This window comes from Corynebacterium meridianum (genome assembly GCF_016342265.1).
GTDB lineage: Bacteria > Actinomycetota > Actinomycetes > Mycobacteriales > Mycobacteriaceae > Corynebacterium > Corynebacterium meridianum.
The window spans coordinates 324,303-342,922 of sequence record NZ_JAEIOS010000013.1 but is presented as its reverse complement, the minus strand read 5'-3'; the positions used below and the strand labels follow the sequence as shown (position 1 = coordinate 342,922).

19 protein-coding genes are annotated in these 18,620 nt (G+C 67.3%); 5 read left to right on the top strand and 14 right to left on the bottom strand.

Annotated elements, in window-relative coordinates:
* Window position 1: 1 nt before the first annotated feature.
* The 9 genes from JDV75_RS09385 to JDV75_RS09345 form a co-directional block, all read right to left on the bottom strand.
* A complete protein-coding gene (locus JDV75_RS09385) occupies window positions 2-793 on the bottom strand; it encodes an ABC transporter ATP-binding protein (RefSeq protein ID WP_198738971.1) in 792 nt (263 codons plus the stop codon).
* A complete protein-coding gene (locus JDV75_RS09380) occupies window positions 793-1,857 on the bottom strand; it encodes an iron chelate uptake ABC transporter family permease subunit (protein ID WP_198738970.1) in 1,065 nt (354 codons plus the stop codon). The genes JDV75_RS09385 and JDV75_RS09380 overlap by 1 nt, the downstream gene beginning before the upstream one ends.
* Window positions 1,854-2,936 carry a FecCD family ABC transporter permease gene (locus tag JDV75_RS09375; protein WP_232958379.1) on the bottom strand — a complete coding sequence of 361 codons (1,083 nt, stop codon included), beginning with the start codon at window positions 2,934-2,936 and terminating at the stop codon, window positions 1,854-1,856. Before JDV75_RS09375 ends, JDV75_RS09380 begins: the two co-directional genes overlap by 4 nt.
* 8 nt (window positions 2,937-2,944) lie before the next feature.
* Window positions 2,945-4,018, bottom strand: coding sequence for a Fe2+-enterobactin ABC transporter substrate-binding protein (fepB, locus tag JDV75_RS09370; protein WP_198738969.1), 1,074 nt, complete (start codon window positions 4,016-4,018; stop codon window positions 2,945-2,947).
* A 193-nt stretch (window positions 4,019-4,211) separates the two neighbouring features.
* Window positions 4,212-4,313, bottom strand: a complete 102-nt coding sequence (locus tag JDV75_RS09365; protein ID WP_003855542.1) for a 30S ribosomal protein bS22 — start codon at window positions 4,311-4,313, stop codon at window positions 4,212-4,214.
* Between the two features lie 340 nt (window positions 4,314-4,653).
* Complete coding sequence (locus JDV75_RS09360; RefSeq protein WP_198735018.1) at window positions 4,654-4,845, bottom strand: helix-turn-helix domain-containing protein; 192 nt, start codon at window positions 4,843-4,845, stop codon at window positions 4,654-4,656.
* Window positions 4,846-5,083: 238 nt separating this feature from the next.
* Window positions 5,084-5,935 carry a pyrroline-5-carboxylate reductase gene (proC, locus tag JDV75_RS09355; protein ID WP_198738968.1) on the bottom strand — a complete coding sequence of 284 codons (852 nt, stop codon included), beginning with the start codon at window positions 5,933-5,935 and terminating at the stop codon, window positions 5,084-5,086.
* A 71-nt stretch (window positions 5,936-6,006) separates the two neighbouring features.
* Complete coding sequence (locus JDV75_RS09350; RefSeq protein ID WP_198738967.1) at window positions 6,007-7,074, bottom strand: hypothetical protein; 1,068 nt, start codon at window positions 7,072-7,074, stop codon at window positions 6,007-6,009.
* Window positions 7,071-8,018: a Ppx/GppA phosphatase family protein gene (locus tag JDV75_RS09345; RefSeq protein WP_198738966.1), complete on the bottom strand. Its 948-nt coding sequence runs from the start codon at window positions 8,016-8,018 to the stop codon at window positions 7,071-7,073. Before JDV75_RS09345 ends, JDV75_RS09350 begins: the two co-directional genes overlap by 4 nt.
* Before the next feature lie 33 nt (window positions 8,019-8,051).
* On the opposite strand from JDV75_RS09345, the gene JDV75_RS09340 reads away from it, so the two are divergent.
* Window positions 8,052-9,038: a DUF3109 family protein gene (locus tag JDV75_RS09340; protein WP_336244321.1), complete on the top strand. Its 987-nt coding sequence runs from the start codon at window positions 8,052-8,054 to the stop codon at window positions 9,036-9,038.
* On the opposite strand, the gene JDV75_RS09335 is transcribed toward JDV75_RS09340, so the two are convergent.
* The 4 genes from JDV75_RS09335 to mshA form a co-directional block, all read right to left on the bottom strand.
* A complete protein-coding gene (locus JDV75_RS09335; protein ID WP_198738965.1) occupies window positions 9,020-9,706 on the bottom strand; it encodes a response regulator transcription factor in 687 nt (228 codons plus the stop codon). The two genes, JDV75_RS09340 and JDV75_RS09335, sit on opposite strands and share 19 nt — an antisense overlap.
* Window positions 9,703-10,944, bottom strand: a complete 1,242-nt coding sequence (locus tag JDV75_RS09330; protein ID WP_198739113.1) for a sensor histidine kinase — start codon at window positions 10,942-10,944, stop codon at window positions 9,703-9,705. Before JDV75_RS09330 ends, JDV75_RS09335 begins: the two co-directional genes overlap by 4 nt.
* A gap of 54 nt (window positions 10,945-10,998) precedes the next feature.
* On the bottom strand, window positions 10,999-11,745 hold the full coding sequence (locus tag JDV75_RS09325; RefSeq protein WP_198738964.1) for a phosphoglyceromutase: 747 nt from the start codon (window positions 11,743-11,745) through the stop codon (window positions 10,999-11,001).
* Between the two features lie 100 nt (window positions 11,746-11,845).
* Window positions 11,846-13,108: a D-inositol-3-phosphate glycosyltransferase gene (mshA, locus tag JDV75_RS09320; protein ID WP_198738963.1), complete on the bottom strand. Its 1,263-nt coding sequence runs from the start codon at window positions 13,106-13,108 to the stop codon at window positions 11,846-11,848.
* Between the two features lie 258 nt (window positions 13,109-13,366).
* On the opposite strand from mshA, the gene JDV75_RS09315 reads away from it, so the two are divergent.
* The gene (locus tag JDV75_RS09315) at window positions 13,367-15,118 is read left to right on the top strand and encodes a long-chain-fatty-acid--CoA ligase (RefSeq protein WP_198738962.1); all 1,752 of its coding nucleotides are present in this window, start codon (window positions 13,367-13,369) and stop codon (window positions 15,116-15,118) included.
* A 99-nt stretch (window positions 15,119-15,217) separates the two neighbouring features.
* Here the strand turns inward: JDV75_RS09315 and JDV75_RS09310 are convergent, their stop codons facing one another.
* Window positions 15,218-16,378, bottom strand: coding sequence for a UDP-N-acetylmuramate dehydrogenase (locus tag JDV75_RS09310; RefSeq protein WP_336244320.1), 1,161 nt, complete (start codon window positions 16,376-16,378; stop codon window positions 15,218-15,220).
* Window positions 16,379-16,401: 23 nt separating this feature from the next.
* On the opposite strand from JDV75_RS09310, the gene JDV75_RS09305 reads away from it, so the two are divergent.
* The 3 genes from JDV75_RS09305 (at window position 16,402) to JDV75_RS09295 (ending at window position 18,619) form a co-directional block, all read left to right on the top strand.
* A complete protein-coding gene (locus tag JDV75_RS09305) occupies window positions 16,402-16,905 on the top strand; it encodes a DUF2505 domain-containing protein (RefSeq protein WP_198738961.1) in 504 nt (167 codons plus the stop codon).
* A 19-nt stretch (window positions 16,906-16,924) separates the two neighbouring features.
* Complete coding sequence (locus JDV75_RS09300) at window positions 16,925-17,743, top strand: class I SAM-dependent methyltransferase (protein WP_198738960.1); 819 nt, start codon at window positions 16,925-16,927, stop codon at window positions 17,741-17,743.
* Between the two features lie 75 nt (window positions 17,744-17,818).
* On the top strand, window positions 17,819-18,619 hold the full coding sequence (locus JDV75_RS09295; protein WP_198738959.1) for an LmeA family phospholipid-binding protein: 801 nt from the start codon (window positions 17,819-17,821) through the stop codon (window positions 18,617-18,619).
* Window position 18,620 lies beyond the last annotated feature (1 nt).

Genomic DNA, 18,620 nt, shown 5'->3' with positions numbered 1-18,620 from the left:
ACTAGGCCAGTTCCGGGACGATCATCGGCCCACCGGTAACCGGGTCCGGCACGACGCGGGCTTCGAGTCCGAACACGTTCCGCAGCAGGTCGGCGTCCATCACCTCGTCCGGGGTACCCGTCGCCGCGATCCGCCCCTCCCCCATCACGAGCAGGTGGTCGGCGTACCGGACCGCCAGATTCAGGTCGTGCAGGACCATGACGATCGTCTTACCCTCCTCGTCGCACAGCCGCCGCACCAGGGAGAGCACGTCGATGCTATGCGCGAGATCGAGGTAGGTCGTCGGCTCGTCGAGCAGGAGGGTGGGGGTGTCCTGCGCGAGGGTCATCGCGATCCACACCCGCTGCCGCTGGCCACCGGACAGCTGGTCGAGGGTCCGGTCTGCGAGATCAGGTACGCCGGTGGTCTCCAGCGCACGCCCGACCTCAGCCTCGTCCCGGGTGGACCACTGGCTCCACCACGTCTGGTGCGGGTGCCTGCCGCGGGCGACGAGCTGTGCGACGGTGAGCCCGTCCGGCGCGGTGGGCTGCTGCGGCAGCAGGGCGAGGAGTCTCGCCCGTTCCCGTCTGGGCACCGAACGCAGATCGCGGTCGTCGAGCAGCACACCGCCCCGGTAGGGCAGCAGCGTGGAGAAGCAGGACAGGAGCGTCGACTTCCCGCACCCGTTCGGCCCGATCAACGCGGTGATCCTCCCCGCGGGGATGTCGGTGTCGATGCCGTGCAGGATCTCCGTGCCCCCGTACCCCGCGGTCAACCCGCGGGCCCGGAGTCGGGATTCGCCGTTCGGGGACATCAGTGTCCTTTCCGGTTGAGGGAGACGATCATCCAGAGCAGCACCGGGGCACCGGCCAGCGCGGTCACGATCCCGACGGGGACCTCCCACGGGAGAAGCGCCCGCGCCGCGAGATCGGCGGCCGCGACCGTCACGGCCCCGGTCAGCGCCGACAGCACGAGCGGCGGGGTCGCTGAACCCGCGGCGATCCGGGCGATCTGGGGCGTGACGAAGGCGATGAAGCCGATGGGGCCGGCGGCACTGACCGCGACGGCGGCGAGCACGACCGCGGTGAGCAGTTGCGCGGCCTGCGCGGCCGTGACGTGGTGGCCCAGGGTGTGTGCCGTCGCGGGCCCCAACGCCAGTGCCCCGAGGACGAAGGCGAGCCACCCGGCGGCCAGCGTCCCCGCGAGGAGGACCGCGGCCGGCGCCCAGGCGTGGGCGAAGTCCCGGCCGTTCAGGGAGCCGGTGAGCCACAGCTGCGCGGCCGCCGCCCGGTCCAGGGTGGTGCGGGCGATTATCCAGGTGTTCAGCGCCCCCAGGAACATGGAGACGGCGACGCCGATCAGCACGAGACTCAGCATGTTGTTGCGCTCCCGGCCGACCAGGAACCACACCAGCACCGCCGTCCCGAGCGCGCCGATCACCGCGGTGAGCGTCAGCCCGATGGATCCGAGGAGCAGGCTAGTCCCCCGCCCGAGTACTCCACCGGTACCGGCGAAGGCGATGACGCTGACCGCGGCGAAACTCGCGCCGTGGGTCACACCGAGGATGTCGGGGCTGGCCAGCGGATTCCGGGCGAGGGTCTGGGTCAGTGCTCCGGAGAACCCGAGGCACGCCCCGACGAGCAGTGCGACGACGGCCCTGCCCAGCCGCAGATCCCAGACGATGGTGCGTTCGATCTCCGTTCCGCGGCCGAGGAGAATGCGCCAGACGTCAGCCGGATCCAGCGGATAGCTGCCGAGACCGAGCCCGACGGTGAACACCGCCGCCCCGAGCGCGATGAGCAGGAGCCCGACGAGCAGCGGACGTGTCCGCCAGACGACGGAGATACCCCCGGTACGGAAGGCCCTGATTCCGGTCACAGTCCCACCACCGTCCGCCTGCGCACGAGCATGATGAACACGGGAACGCCAACGAGCGCCAGGACGATCCCCATGGCCATCTCATCGGGTCTGGCCATCACGCGTCCGGCCATGTCGGCCCAGAGCGTCAGGATCGCACCCGCCACCGCCGAACCGGGGATGATCCGGCGGTAGTCGGGGCCGGCGAGGGTACGCATGATGTGGGGTGCCGCGAGGCCGACGAAGGACAGGGGCCCTGCCGCTGCCGTCGCCGCACCGCCGAGCATCGACACTGTCGCCAGTCCCAGGACGCGAACCCGTGTCACGGGAAGACCGAGGCTGGCGGCCGTGGTCGTACCGAGAGCGATGAGGTTGAGACCGGGGGCCTGGGTGAGCGCGAGCACGAGGCCGACGCAGATGACCGGTGCCGTGGCGGTGACCACGTCCATCCGGCGGCCGGCGAGCGAACCCGTCGCCCAGAGTCGCATCTGGTCCAGGACCATGTCACTGGACAGCACCATGAGATGAACGTAGGCCATGAGGAGCGCACTGACGGCGACGCCCGCGAGAATGACCGTCACCGGATTCGCCGCGGTCGGCCCGCCGGAGGACAGCAGGAAGATGAGAATCGTGACCACGGCACACCCGGCCATCGCCGGGTAGACGTAGCCCGAGGCGCTCGTCGCGAGGCCGGTGCCGATCACCGTGACGACGGCAGCCGCGGCACCCGCGTTGATCCCGAGGATTCCGGGGTCGGCGAGCGGATTTCTGGTGTGCCCCTGGATGATGGCCCCCGCCGCACCCAGTCCGGCACCGCACAGGACCGCCAGGATCGTGCGCGGTAGCCGGTAGGTGCCGATCAGCACCGTGAGTTCATCGACGTCACCGGGGGTGATCGCGGGGTCCAGAAGGTATTCGAGTGCCCCGGGCACCCGGTGGAGAGCCCCGCCGAGGGAGTTCACCCGCGAACCGACCGTGAGACTCATCAGCGCACTGCCCGCGAGCACAACGATGAGCAGGAGCACCACCAGCACGAACCGCCGGCTGCCGGACTGGACCGGACGCGCGGGCGGAGCGTGGGATGTCGTGGAGGGGGTCATTCCGGGGATCAGGAGGCGAAGAGCTCCCGGATCTTCTCGACCATGTCGGTGGCCGAGAAGTAGTCCAGCCGGAAGGTGTCGGCACCGAGGGCGTGGACACGTTCGTTCTGGACGGCGGCGGTGCCGGCAAGTGCGGGATCCTCGAGCACCTTGGCCACGAGCTGGTCACCGGCGGCGGCGAGCAGGACGGTCTCACCGTTCATGGCGACGGGGAGGTTCTCACCGGACACCTTCACGATGTCGCTGCGCTTACCCTTGGACTCGTTGCCCTTGACCGAGTCGGGGATGGGTGCGATCTCGAAGCCGAGGGAAGCCAGCAGGCGGTTCTGCGCGGCCTCGTCGGTGAATACGTTCGCTCCCTTCCCGTCCGGCAGGTAGACCATCGTGTTCACGGGCTGTTCCGGCAGGGTGATGGCGTCGGCGACCTCTGCGACCAGGGCGTCGAAGTCGTTGAGGGCCTTGTCGGCCTGCTTCTCGTGGCCGGTGATCTCACCGAGCTGACGGGTGACGTCCTCCCAGGTCTTGTCGCCGTAGTCGATGACGACCGTCGGCACGACCGGAGACAGCTGATCGACGAGATCGATCGCGGAATCGCGGCCTGTGGCGGCGACGAGGACGAGGTCCGGCTTCTCGGCGAGAATGGCCTCGAGATCGGGTTCCTTGGTGTAGAGCGGGTTGACGCCACGATCCTCGGCGACGGACGCCCACTGCTTGAAGAAGCCCTGACTGTCCGAGAAGGGGGTGTCCGGCTGGCCTGCGCCGGAGGCCACGACTGGAGCGTCGATCGCCAGGAGGCTGCCGGTGAGGGTGACGGAGGTGGAGACGATGCGCTCGGGCTGGGCCGGAATCTCGATCTCACCGTTCACGGCATCGATCGTCCGTGGCCACGATGCCTCGGTGGTGGCTTCGCCGGTGGCTGAGGTCTCCGCCGCGGTCGACGCAGAGGTACCGTCCCCGGCGCTGTCGGTCTCGTCCACGGAGGAGTTGCACGCGGCGAGTCCCAGTGCGAGCGCCACCGTGGTGGCACTGAGCTGGAACACCCTCCGGAGAGTGCGCCGGTTGTGTGTGGATGTCGATGTCATGTGGTTGAATCTCCCATTCACTCGGTTACCCTCCGATTAGGAGAGCCTGTCAAACACGAGTGCAACCTTACCCTCAAATGGGCAACGTCGTCAGGGACGCCCGGAACATGCCCCCACCCATACGAAAAACCGGCCGCGCATCCGGGAAAGTACGGTTGCGCGGCCGGTTTTCATGCAAGCGGACCGGTGTGGCCTACTTGCCGAGTTTCCTACGCTGAACGCGGGTACGGCGGAGCATCTTGCGGTGCTTCTTCTTCGACATGCGCTTGCGGCGCTTCTTGATGACTGAACCCATTGGGTGTCCTCGCTTTTGCTCGTAGGTGTATGTACATACCCTGCCCACTGTCTCCGGCGTGCGGTCGCGGGGCCGAGTGCACTTTCAGTCCACCGGACACCGCCGTCACACCCGGGGTGACCGTATCAGCCGGACACCGGGACAATCGGAACATCCCGGCCGGTCCGGACAACGGCCAACCGCCGTCGGAACGACGGTCGCCGAAAACGTTCGCAGGCACGAATGAACCCATCATACCGGGACGGTGGGCGAGCACAAAAAAACTCCGGCCCCGCCGACCCGGGAAACCGGGTGGGACGGGACCGGAGTTTTCCTCCGTGAACGGGAACCGGCGAAAACGTCAGCCCACGTTGTAGTAGGAGGAATCGAGGTAGTCATTGACCGCCTTCTCGTGGACGCGGAACGAACGCCCCACCCGGACCGCCGGCAATTCACCGGAGTGGACCAGGCGATACACCGTCATCTTGGAAACGCGCATGATCTCCGCGACCTCGGCGACGGTCAAAAAGGTTCCGTTTTCTTCATGTGCCATATTCATTCAACCCTTCAGCCCGTGGCGCGCTGCAGGCTTCCCCTCCTGCAGATCGGTCACGCACGTGCTCTGATAAGCCTACCGTGAACCCTGTGACTGTTGCGACATAAGTTGCCGAATATTTCACCGGGCGCGGGAATCCGTCCGGTGCTCCCGGCGTCACCACTGGTCACAGGAGACTGGTGACGCGGGACACAACCCCACCGGGCACACCCACCGGTGGTCCGATACCCGGAGACTAGTCCTCATCCTCATCGGAACCCGACGCGGAACCGGCGCTCATGCGACCGATCTCCGCGGACCGCTGCGCACACACCTGGGTTGCTCGGTAGAACGCGGCACGGATCCCGTTCTCCTCCAACGCACGGACCGCCGCGATCGTGGTCCCGCCCGGCGAACAGACGTTGGCGCGCAGCTCCGAGGGCCCGAGATCCCCCTCGAGCATCATGTGCGCGGCGCCGGTCAGCGTGGACACGGCGAGCTGGGACGCCAGCTCCCTGGGCAATCCGAGATTCACCCCACCGTCGATCATCGCCTCGGCGACGAGGAACAGGTAGGCCGGGGATGACCCGGACATGGCGGTCACCGCGTCCATCTGGTTCTCCTCGACCACGACGACGTCACCGACGGTGTCGAGGAGTTCAGACACCTGGTCCAGCTGGTCGTCACTGACGAAGCGGCCACCGGCCACAGCGCACATCCCGCGCCCGACGAGCATCGGTGTGTTCGGCATGACTCGGACCACCGGGGTCCCGGCGGAAACGACGTCCTCGAGGCTCTTCAGGGGAACACCCGCGGCCATGGAGATCACGGTGGTGTCCTCGGCGTTGTTGTCGATTGCGTCCGAGAGCTCGGCGAGGACCGCCACGGTGTCCTTCGGCTTGACGCAGAGGAACACCACATCGACCCCGTCGATGGCCTGGCGGTTGTCCGTGAAGTCGATGATCCCGTACTCGTCGGTCAGTTCGCGCCCACGCTCCGGGCGCCGATTCGAGACATGGACGTCCTTGGCGGACACCCCACCGTTCACGAGACCCGAGATCAGCGCCTCGCCGATCTTTCCTCCACCGATAACAGCAATCTTCGTCATGGTCTACACCCTGCCATGAACGCTCACCGTCCGCATCGATCCCCCCGACGTGGAGCGGCCGCGGCGGAACGTCAGGCGGTGAGGAGCGGCCCGAAGGTGACGGCGAGACCCGCCAGCCCGGCGAGGAACATGGACAACCCGTCCCGTTCCGTCCGCAGCGCGTGAACGATGCCGATGACGCCACCGGTGACCGCGATGGCGAGCACAGCGGTGATCACGGTGTTGAAGTGACCCCACAGTTTCTCGAAGCCGAAGAAGAGCGCAACACCGACGAGAAGCCCCAGCAGGATCATCCCGAATACCGCCGCAACGGAGACCTTGTCCTGCCGCGACCCGTCATCCTCCCCTTCCTGGGTGGTTTCGGAGTCTTCGGGTGTCACTGAGGACCGTGGTTCGGGATCCTCCGCGGCTACCGCGGCCATCTCGGTCGTGGGGGACGCCTCGTTGACAGCGACGGCGGGGGTGCGCGCCTCGTCGACGGCATCCACGTCCGCCATGACCTCCGGAACGGTCTCGGTTCGCCCCTCGGGGGAGGCCACCGGGGCCGCACCTTCGGCCCGTTCCTGCTGGATCTGGCGCGGGGTGACGTGGGGGAACTCACCGGTGGTCAGTCGGACCGGATCCTCATCGGTCACCACCGACAGAACCACCGTCTCATCCGAACTCGGACGGGTCGTCTCCGGCGCGGGGTCGGCTGCACCGGGCGTTTCGGGAACATCGGTGGGAGTGGTCGACGCGGTCGCCGGTGCTTCACCGGAGTCGATCCCACCTGCGGGTTCGGTATTCTCCACCGGGGTCGCGGTGGCGTTGGCGTCCTCGACCACGACTTCCTGCCGGGGAACCACGGCAGACGTCTCCGTCTCGTCGCTCGTGGTCGAACTGTGGCGGGAGGCCTTCTCCCGTCCACTCGGGGCGTCCTCCGCCGTCCGCTCCGTGTCGTCCAGCGGAACACTGGAGTGGCGGCTTTCCGCCGGCTTCGAATCCACGGCGGGAATGGACCCCGTCAGCTCGGCGACGGAGACTCCGCCCTCATCGAGGCTGCGGCGACGGCGACGGCGGGGCTTCGGGGTCTCCCCCTGTCCCTCCTCGGCAGCGGCGCGCGCCATCAACTCCGCGACGGTGAGTTTCTTCTCGCTCATGTGCGCGTCCTTTCATAGTCCATGCCCTGTTCCGTGCGGCGCAGGATCACTCCCTCGCGGAGCGCCCAGGGGCAGATCTCCAGCTGTTCCAAGCCAAGCGCACGCATGGCCGCTTCCGCAACCAACGCACCCGCCACGATCTGGTGGGATCTGTCGGAACTGACCCCCTCCAGCTCCGCGCGATCCGCGGCCGTCATCCGGGAGATGAAGGCGATGAGCTGACGGAGGCCCGGAGCAGTCAGAGTACGCTTCACCCGCGGTCCGGCCGAGGAGGGCGCCGCACCGGTGAGTCGTGCCAGGGTGCGGAATGTCTTGGAGGTGCCCACCGCGAGTTCCGCCGGGCCGCACCGCTTCATCACCTTCGCGGGCTCGACGAGTTCCGCATCGATGAAGTCACGCAGCACATTGACCGTTTTGCGCTGGGGCGGATCCGTGTCGAACCACTGGTGGGTCAGGCGTCCGGCACCCAGGTCGAGGGAGAATGCGGCATCCGGCACCTCGTCCGTTCCGGTGGACAGCTCCAGAGAGCCGCCCCCGATATCGAGATTGGTGATCCTCCCGGTCGACCAGCCGTACCAGCGGCGCACCGCGAGGAACGTCAGCTTCGCCTCGTCCTCACCGGACAGAACCTCCAGGCGGACACCCGTCTCGTTTTCGACGGTGTCGATCACGTCCTGGCCGTTGGTAGCGGAACGGATCGCGGATGTGGCGAAGGGGAGAATGTCCTCGCAGTTGAGTTGCTCGGTAAGCTCCGCAGCCTCGGAGACACCCTTGACCAGGCGTTTGACGCCCTTGTCGTTGATGGCACCGGCACTGTCGAGGTACTCGACGAGCCGCATGGTGGTCTTCCAGTCGCTCATCGCCGTCGGGCGACCGCCCGCACGGGCGTCCACCACCACGAGATGGACCGTGTTACTTCCGACGTCCAATACACCTAATCTCACATCCTCAGGGTAGACGGTCTAGCGTAGGCAGGTGTGAATTGCCCGCAGACCGAACCCGTGTCGCGGCCAGTGCAACTGGGTTTCCCGGCCAGCTCGCCGGCCGCCGCGTCGATCCGTTCCGGGAGGGAGCTGCCACCGGATTTCCCCCGCGAATGGTTCGAGTTCACGGATCCGAACGATCCGGAGCACGTCTTCTCCATCGATCTGACGTGGCTCGAGTCGCACTACAGCTGCCAGTTCGGCACGGGAACGTGCCAGGGAATCGACGCGGGTTTCTCCGACGTCGGGTGTTGCGTCCACGGTGCGTTCCTCTGCGATGAGGAGGACAGGGAGCAGCTCGTCGACGCGGTCTCCCGGATGCCCGCGGATTTCTGGCAGCTCCGCCCCACCGGGATCGACGACTGGCTCAAAAAACGCGCGGAGGGCGGGGAGCCGGACACGATCGAGCCGTGGCTGGAGTGGGATGAGCTCGACGGGGACGACGGGGAGCCCGAACCGGCACTGAAGACTGTGGTGACCGACGGTGCCTGCATCTTCGCGAACCGGGCAGGATGGTCCACCGGGGCGGGCTGCGCCCTCCACCAGTGGGGGACCGCGGCCGGGGAGGACCTGACGGTGGTCAAACCGGAGGTCTGCTGGCAGCTTCCGCTACGACGGCTCGAGGACTGGGAGGACCGTGGCGACGGCACCGATATCCTGCGCACCACGATCACCGAGTACACGCGCCGCGGCTGGGGTGAGGGCGGCGAGGACTTCGACTGGTACTGCACCACATCCCCGGCGTGTCACACCTCGTCGCAGCCGGTGTGGCTGAGCCACCGTCAGGAGCTCATCGCTCTGATGGGCGCGGACTCGTACGCGATTCTCGCCGAACACTGTGGTGGGCGGCGGGCCGCCGCCGATGCGCTCCGGGACTCGGGCTTCGCCCGGGACACGCCGTTCGGATCTCCCCACCCGGCGACCGTGGCGGCCCGGCGGGAGGCGGCGGAGGGCGGGCCCGATCAGTCCTCGAACTTGTAGCCCAGTCCCCGGACCGTGACCAGGTACCGCGGGCGGGAGGGTTCCTCCTCGATCTTGGCGCGCAGACGCTTCACGTGGACGTCCAGGGTCTTTGTGTCCCCGACGTAGTCGGCGCCCCAGACCCGGTCGATGAGCTGGCTCCGGGTGAGTACCCGGCCCGTGTTCCGCAGCAGGTACTCGAGCAGATCGAACTCCTTCAGCGGCATGGCCACCTCAACTCCGTCGACTGCGACGGTGTGCCGTTCGACGTCCATGCGGACCCTACCGGCGGCCAGCACCTGGGTATCACCGGCGTCGTCGTCGACATCGCCACCACGCCTGAGCACCGCCCGGATCCGGGCGATGAGCTCCCGGGACGAGTAGGGCTTGGTCACGTAGTCGTCGGCGCCGAGCTCGAGGCCGACCACCTTGTCTATCTCCGAGTCCCGGGCGGTGACCATGATCACCGGGACCGACGACATCGAGCGCAGCCGTCGGCACACGTCGGTCCCGGACATACCCGGCAGCATGAGGTCGAGCAGCACGATGTCGATCTCGTTCCGCTCGAACTCGACCAGGGCGGTGGTCCCGTCCACGGCGATGACGACGTCGAAGCCCTCCTTCTTCAGGAGGAAGGCCAATGGGTCGGCCAGCGATTCCTCGTCCTCGACGAGCAGGATGCGGGTCATGATGCACGGTCCTTTCTGCGGGCGCGTAGGGGCGCGGGTTTCTTCTTCAGGTCAATGGTCCGGGTGAGATCCACATCTTCGGGAGGATCCTCACCGCGGTCCCGGTGCACGGGAAGAATGAGGGTGAAGGTCGATCCCGTCCCCGGCCGAGACCAAAGGGTGATCGAACCTCCGTGGTTCGCGGCGACGTGTTTGACTATCGCCAGGCCGAGCCCTGTACCGCCGGTCGAACGGGACCGGGCCTTGTCGACCCGGAAGAACCGCTCGAACACCCGCTTCTGGTCCTCCGGGGCGATTCCGATGCCCCGGTCGGTCACGCGGATGTGCACCTCCGAACCGTCGTCGGTGATCTTCTGCGAGACCGAGACCGTGGTCTCCGAGGGCGAGTAGTTGATGGCGTTGCCGATCAGATTCGACACCGCGGTCGTGAGCAAACTCACGTCCCCGTCGACCTGCACACCGGTGTCCGCCCCCCGGATCAGGGTGATGCCCGCATTTTCCGCGGCGAGCTCGTTGCGGGCGAGGGCCTCTCCGACGACCGCATCCACGGATACGGGTTCCATACCGGGGAGCTTCTCCGCGCCCTGCAGTTTGGACAGGGAGATCAGCTCGTTGATCATGTCCGCGAGACGGTGCGCCTCCTTGGTGAGTCGCCCGCCGAAATAGCTGACCGACTCCGGGTCGTCCGCGGATTCGATGAGCGCTTCGGCGAGCAGCGCCATCCCACCCACCGGGGTTTTCAGCTCATGGGAGACGTTGGCGACGAAGTCCCGGCGCGCGGACTCCATCCGGAGGTTCTCCGACTCGTCCGTCCCGTAGACGATGACGAACCGGGAGTCGGCCCGCGTGAGGGGTTTGACGACCGCCTGGACGGCCATCACCCGACTTCCTGAGCGCTTCGCCGGTCCGGCGAGATCGATGGAGCGTGGCTCACGGTCCCGGAATACCTCGCCCGCACACTCCCAAACCTTCTCGTTGAGGGAACGCTCGTGCACGATCCCCATCTCGTGGGCCCGGGAGTTGGAGAGGACCACGTCTCCCGCACGCCCGACGACGGTCACCGCCGTCGGTGCGCCCTGCACCGCGAGGTGCAGGACCTGGGAGACCGTGGTCACCTGGTGCTCCGCGAGGGTCGCCGCGGAGCGCTTCGTCCGGAGTCGCTGCCGGAGGAACTCGATGGCTGGGGCAGCCCACAGCGTGAGGATCACGCCGCCGGCGAACCCCGCCCACACAGACAGAGACACCTACCGTCAACCTTCAGATCGTCAGCGACACGGACCAGATTCGTCCGGTCACTTGCCACCCTGGGCGGCGACGGCTGCGGCACCCGCCGCCGCGGCCTCGGGATCGAGGTAGGTACCGCCCGGATTGAGGACGTTGCCCTTCTCATCGAGCTCGTAGACCAGCGGGATACCGGTGGGGATGTTCAGCCCGGCGATGTCCTCGTCGGAGATGCCGTCGAGGTGCTTGACCAGGGCACGCAGGGAGTTGCCGTGTGCGGCCAGCAGAACGGTCTCGCCCGCCAGTGCGCGGGGCAGGATCTCCTCGGTGAAGAACGGGACGAAGCGCGCGACGACGTCCTTGAGGCACTCGGTGTCCGGCACCTTGTCGAGGTCGGCGTAGCGCGGGTCGTGCGCCTGGGAGAACTCGGCGTCAGCATCGAGGGCCGGCGGCGGGGTGTCGTAGGAACGACGCCATGCCATGAACTGTTCCTCGCCGTACTTGTCCTTAGTCTCAGCCTTGTTCAGGCCCTGAAGGGCACCGTAGTGGCGCTCGTTGAGGCGCCAGTCGCGGACGACGGGGATCCAGTGCCGGTCAGCGGCGTCAAGCGCGATGTTGGCCGTGTTTATGGCACGACGCTGCAGGGACGTGTAGACCACGTCCGGGAGGATGTCGTTCTCGCGCAGCAGCTCACCACCGCGACGGGCTTCGGCGCGACCCTTGTCGGTCAGGTCGACGTCCACCCATCCGGTGAACTGGTTCGAGGCGTTCCACTGGCTCTGGCCGTGGCGGAGCAGAATTAGCTTTCCAGTACTCATACTGACCATTGTTCCACGCCGGGCGTCGTCGTGCCCACGACGCCCGGAACCCTCTGCAGGATTCACCGGATATTCACACTGGGGTCACCGGATGTCGCGGTCACCCGGCCGCCCGTCGGGAGTAGCACCGCTCCGGGGTGTGCTCGATGACCCCGCGGTAGAGTTCCGCGAGATTCGCGGCGGTCCGCGGCCAGCTGAACTCCGCCGCATGACCCACGGCAGCTTCGCCCATCGCGATCCGCGCCGCATCGTCGTCGAGGAGGCAGGCGAGAGCGTCCGCCCACGCCGACGCCTCATGCGAATCGACCAGCACACCACTCTTCCCGTCGGCGACGGCGATCGGCAGCCCACCGACGCGCGCCGCGACGACCGGGGTGCCCGCCGCCTGTGCCTCGACCGCGACGAGACCGAAGGACTCGTTGTAGCTCGGGACCGCGACCACGTCGGCCGCGCGGTAGACGGTGACCAGTTCCTCCGGGGGTCGGGGATCGAGGAACCTGATCCGGCGGGCGACGCCGAGCTCCTCCGCGAGTTCGCGGTACTGCTCGGGAGTGGCGGAGCGGCCGGACGGTCCGCCGCAGATGATGACCCGGAGATTGCGGTGGGGATCCCTCCGGAGCAGCTCCGCCACGGCCCGGATCAGGACCTGCGGTCCCTTGAACTCCTGCAGCCGGCCGACGAAGGCGACGACCTTCGCGTGCAGCGGGATCCCGAGCTCGCGGCGGCAGCGTTCGGTGGCCCGTTCCGTGCCGGGGGTGAACAGTTCCGTGTCGGCGCCCGGGGGGATGACGGTGATCGAGTCGGGTACCGCGTCATAGTGGCGCTCCAGGTTCAACGCCTCCTCGCGGGTGTTGACGACCAGCTGGTCGGCGTTGTCCACTATCTGTTGCTCGCAGATGCGGCGGGCCTCGGACTCCGGTGAGTCCTCGGCACTGATGTGTTCGTTCTTCACCGCCGCGAGCGTGTGGGCCGTGTGCACCAGCGGGACCTGCCAGACGTCCCGGAGCAACCATCCGACCTGACCGGACAGCCAGTAGTGGGAGTGGATCACGTCGTAGTTCAGTGCCGCGCAGCGGGCGAACAGCAGGACTCCCCCGGCGAACGCGGCCAGCTGTGTCGGCAGCGACTCCTTGTCCAGCCCCTCATAGGGCCCGGCGACGATGTTGATGACCCTGAGGTTGGGTTCCACCTCGACCACCTCACCCTGGCTGGGCCGGGTGGCGCGGGTGAACACGTCCACCGAGACTCCCGTTCTGGCCAGCTGCCGGGCGGTGGAGGCGATGTAGACGTTCATTCCCCCCGCGTCCCCGCTACCGGGCTGCTGCAGCGGGGACGTGTGCATGGAGATCATCGCGACGCGCATGCCGGCCATCCTAATCTTCCCCGGTCGCCGCGGCCCACGCGCACCCGCGCCGGCCGGGAACCCGAGTGAACACTCACCTTTCGGGGCTATACTCGAATAGCACTGACGCTCTCTCAACCGGCCGAGAGGGGACACCCATGCGAGGCTGGATCTCCATGCTCCTCGCCTGTTTCCGGCCATCACCCGTAGCCCCGGCGCCACTTCGGGCGGTGCGCACGATCCCCCGCCGGTGAGCACATATTCCTACGAAGGGACACCATGTCGGCACTTGAATCAAAAGCCTGGCTCGATCACTACGCGGATTGGACGCCGCACCATCTCGAGTACGGCGACACGACGCTGATCGACCACTACAACAACAATCTGGCGGTCAACGGCGACAAGAACGCCACCCGTTTCTTCGGCCGGACCCAGTCCTACAACGACCTCGACCGGCAGGTGCGCCGGGCGGCAGCCGGCCTGCGGGCCTTCGGTGTCCGCCCGGGGGACCGGGTCGCCCTCCTCATGCCGAACTGTCCGCAGCACATCGTCGCCTTCTACGCGGTGCTGAAACTCGGAGCCACCGTCGTGGAGCACAACCCCCTCTACACGGCCCACGAACTGGAGCACCCGTTCAACGACCACGGCGCCCGGGTCGCCATCTGCTGGGACAAGACCTCCGGCACCCTGGAGAAGCTCCGGGGCCGGACCCAGCTGGAGACGATCATCAGCGTCAACATGACCGAGGCGATGCCGCGCAGCCAGCAGCTCCTGCTGAAGCTGCCGCTGCCGATGATCCACAAGATGCGCGACCGGCTGACGGGTGACGCACCGAACACGGTGCCATGGGAGGCGCTCATCGGTCAGGCCATCGGGGGTGACGGCCGCAATCTCGAGGATCCGGAGACCACGAAGGACGACATCGCACTCATCCTCTACACGTCCGGGACGACCGGGGCGCCGAAGGGGGCGCAGCTCAGCCACGGAAACCTCGTGGCGAACATCATCCAGGGCAAGCACTGGGTCCCCGGGCTCGGGGAGAAGGACGAGGTGCTGCTCGCCGCGCTGCCGATGTTCCACGCTTACGGCCTGACCATGAACGTCACGCTCGGCGTCTTCATCGGTGGCGAGATCATCCTCCTGCCCGCACCCGATCTGAAACTCATCATGAAGGTGATGAAGAAGAACACCCCGACCTGGCTCCCGGGTGTCCCGGCACTCTACGAGCGCATCGTCGAGGCCGCGGAGACCGCCGGAATCGACATCTCCGGTGTCCGGAACAGCTTCTGCGGCGCCTCGACCCTGCCCACCCGCACCGTAGAGCGGTGGGAGCGCTACACCGGCGGTCTGCTCGTCGAGGGCTACGGCCTGACCGAGACGTCACCGATCATCGTCGGCAACCCGATGACCCCCACCCACCGTCCCGGCTATGTCGGGGTTCCGTTCCCCGACACCGAGGTCCGCATCGCCGACCCCGACAATCTCGACGTCACGATGCCGGACGGCCAGGAGGGCGAGGTTCTCGTCCGTGGACCCCAGGTGTTCCAGGGCTACCTGAACCAGCCGGAGGCGACCGAGAAGTCATTCCACGACGGCTGGTACTGCACCGGGGACGTCGGGGTCATGGAACCGGACGGTTTCATCCGCCTGGTGGCACGCATCAAGGAGGTCATCATCACGGGTGGATTCAACGTCTACCCGGGCGAGGTGGAGGAGGCGCTGATGGCGCATCCCGATGTCGCCGACGCAACCGTGGTGGGTATGCCCCGCTCCGACGGCTCCGAGTCCGTGGTCGCCGCGATCACCCTCGCGGAGGGGGCCGCGCTGGATCCGGAGGGGCTGAAGGAGCACTGCCGCGAGATGCTGACCAGGTACAAGGTTCCCCGCCGGTTCTACCACTTCGATGAGATGCCGCGGGACCAGATCGGCAAGATCCGGCGCCGTGAGGTTCGGGACCAGCTCGTCGAGCGTTACGGCAGCGAGGCGGAGAAAGAGGCGCTGAAGGAGGCCGAGAAGAAGCGGTCCAGGTAGCTCTGCGCGCCTGTTCGGACGAACGAGTGGCCCGCCCGCACTGAGTTTCTCTCGGTGCGGGCGGGCCACTCGTTCGTCACCGAGCCCGGAGCAGGATACTCACCCGTCGATGTCGACACCGACCCAGACGGGCTCCGGGTGCAGGGTTACCCCGAACGCATCCCAGACGCCCGCGCGCACCTCACGGGCGAGCGCGACGAGATCGGCGGTCGTCGCTCGACCGCGGTTCGTCAGCGCGAGCGTGTGCCGGGTCGACAGTCGGGCCGGGGCCTCAGGACCGGGATGGCCCCTGACGAACCCGGCGCGCTCGATGAGCCACGCCGCGGAGAGCTTGGAGCATCCCTCCCCCGCCGGATAGCAGGGCATCGCGTCAGCGACGTCCACGCCGTGTAGCCGGGACACTGCGGCACGGACCCCCGCGACATCCGTATCGGCGACGATCGGGTTGGTGAAGAAGGAACCGGCGGACCAGGTGTCGTGGTCGGCCGGATCATGGACCATGCCCTTGCCGCGGCGGAGTTCGAGGACGGCCTCCCGGACCAGCGGGGACGGGTGGCGCACGGTGCCCCGGGCTCCGGTGTCATCGGCGGTGACGCCGAGCCGCCGGGCGAGCTCACCGAACCGGAGCGGTGCGCTCGATCCGTCGGTGCGCAGCTGCAGTTCGATCGCGAGCACGACGCCCCTGCCGGTGTGCTTCAGGTTCGAGGTCCGGTAGCCCAGGTCGAGTGAACTGGCGGGTACCCAGTCAACCGCGCCGGTAGCCCGCTCCAGGAGGAGAACTCGGGTGAGTACGTCCGCGATCTCCACCCCGTACGCTCCGACGTTCTGCACCGGTGTCGCTCCGGCACTGCCGGGGATCCCCGAGAGGCACTCGATGCCGCCGAGACCAGCGTCGATCGATGCGGAGACGACGTCATCCCACACGGCTCCCGCATCCGCGCGCAGGAGCCCGCTGTCGGCGTCAATGTCGATGTCCGGACAGTCCGCGACAACGGCGACGAGGGGCAGGTCACCGTCGGCCACGACGAGGTTGGATCCGCCCCCGACGACCAGCAGGGGGAGGTTCAGGGAGTCGGCCCGGGCGACCGCGGTCGCGAGGGCGTCCGTCGTCGCACAGCGCACGGCCCCCGCCGGGCGGCCACCGAGGTGCAGCGTCGTGACATCGACGAAGCGGAAGTCGTCGGCGAAGCTGATGCCGTCAACTCCCTGGAGAGCGTCGTGGAGTTCGGTGAATCTGTGGGTCAGCGATGAAAGGGACACCCTCTTAACGGTAGTCTTAACCCATGACCACGCGTAAAGAGAACACTGCAACCGTGAATTTCCCGCCCGCAGCCGTGCACGCTGCCCTGACCAACCCGGACTACTGGGCCTACAACGTGGCCAACCTCTCCTCCGAGGCCGGGGAGGTGCACTCCTTCGAGGCCGTCGACGGTGGCGCCGAGATCGTGCTCTACGAGGTTATGCCCACCGATCTGTTGCCCGAGGCCGTGCGCGCCATGATCAGCCAGGCACTGAAGATCAAGCGCACCGTGAAGATCGGCCCGCTGAACGGCTCCGACGCAGAGGGCCGCTACACCGCGGACGTCAAGGGCGCACCCGTCGACTTCGCGGGTGACCTGAAACTGACCGGTGACGATTCCACCGCCACGATGCACTACAGCCACGAGATCAACGTCACCGTCCCGTTCATGGGCCCCGCCATCGAGCCGAAGGTCGCCGACGCCGTCGCCGAACTCACGGTCACCGAGGCAGAACTGACCGAGAAGTGGATCTCCGAGAACAGCTGATCCATCCCGCACACCTCTGATGGCCGATCACGCGCATAATCTCGCGGCGAATTTCTCTGCCGGCCGTGGTCAGCCCATCGGTGTGTCCACCCGCGGCACCACCAACCGGAACCGGCTCCGCCGGTGCGACCGGTGGATGCTGTACGAGCCCCGCATCCGGGAGGTTCTGCGGCGGGCGGACACTCCACTGGCGCTGGATGTCGGGTACGGTGCATCGGACACCACGACCGTCGAGTGGGCCCAGCGCCTGCGTACGCTCCGCCCGGACATCGCGGTCACGGGTTTGGAGATCACCCCCGAGCGGGTGTTTCCCCCGAGATGTGGCGTCACCTTCGAGCTCGGCGGGTTCGAGCTGGCCGGGCACACCCCCCATCTCGTCCGCGCCTTCAACGTGCTCCGCCAGTACGACGTCGGACAGGTGGTCCCGGCGTGGGAGACCGTGACTTCCCGGCTCGCCCCCGGTGGAGTCTTCGTGGAAGGCACCTGCGATGAACTGGGTCGCCGGTGCAGCTGGCTGCTCATCGACGCCGACGGGCCCGTGTCCCTCACCCTCGCCTGGGATCCGTTCGATGTGGAGCGTCCCTCCGAGGTCGCCGCCCGGCTCCCGAAGATCCTCATTCACCGGAATGTCCCGGGCGAGGCGATCCACGATCTTCTCACCGCCGCCGATCGCGCCTGGGGACACGCCGCGGGCTGGGCTCCGCACGGTCCGCGCGTCAGGTGGCGGGAGGCCCGCCGGATCCTCACCGGATCGGGGATCCCCCTGTCCCCCATCCGGAGACCGGTCCGGGACTGCCTGCTCACCGTGCCCTGGTCCGTGGTGGCACCGACCGATTGATGACGCGGGCGGAACACCACACGGATGTGGCGCAGGGAACCAAGATCAGGAACACTGGGAAAAATGAGTAGACCTGTGAGCAAGAAACGCGGTTCCGTCTGGTGGAAGATCCTGCTGGGCTTCATACTCGCCCTCTTCATCATCCTCATGGTCGTCGAGGGCGCACTCAGAGTGTTCATCTCCAAGGAACTGGAGAGTGACTTCGCGAAACAGACCTCGATGACGGGAGTGACGACCGACCAGAAGCCCGAGATCGGATTCGGTCCAGCACCTCTCCTGCTGTCCATCGCCACCGGCACGATTCCCAGGGTGGACATCGCGACGCCCTCCACCCTGCAGATCTCCCACCCGCATGGCATCAACTCCGATCCGGACATCAAGGGCACACCGGCCGCGGACGTCCACATCACGGATCTCGCGCTGCGCGGATCAGAGGGCCCCGTCGCCGGGCACATCGTCGTTGAGACGGACATCTCCGACGACATGATGCTCGCCCAGGTCCAGTCGGCGATGCTGGAACAGACCAGCATGGCCGGCGACGGTCTCGCGGGTGCGCTCCTGGAGAACCTGGTGAGGGTCACCGACATCACACCCGATCCCGAGACCGACACCCTGGACATCGAGTTCACCGACGGCGCCGCACACATCATGATCAGACCGAGTGCGGCCGGCGGGCAACTGCAGATGGAGGCGACGGAGGCCCGGCTCTTCGGCTTCGCGCTTCCCGATGAGGTCACCGGGGTGATCAGCAGGGCCCTCAAATCGAGCGCCGCCGAGATGGGTGGCGGGATGGTCGTCGACGATGTGTCGATCCGCCGAAACAGCATGCATCTGCGGATGAGCGGTGACAACGTCAATCTGAACGAGATCGGCTGAG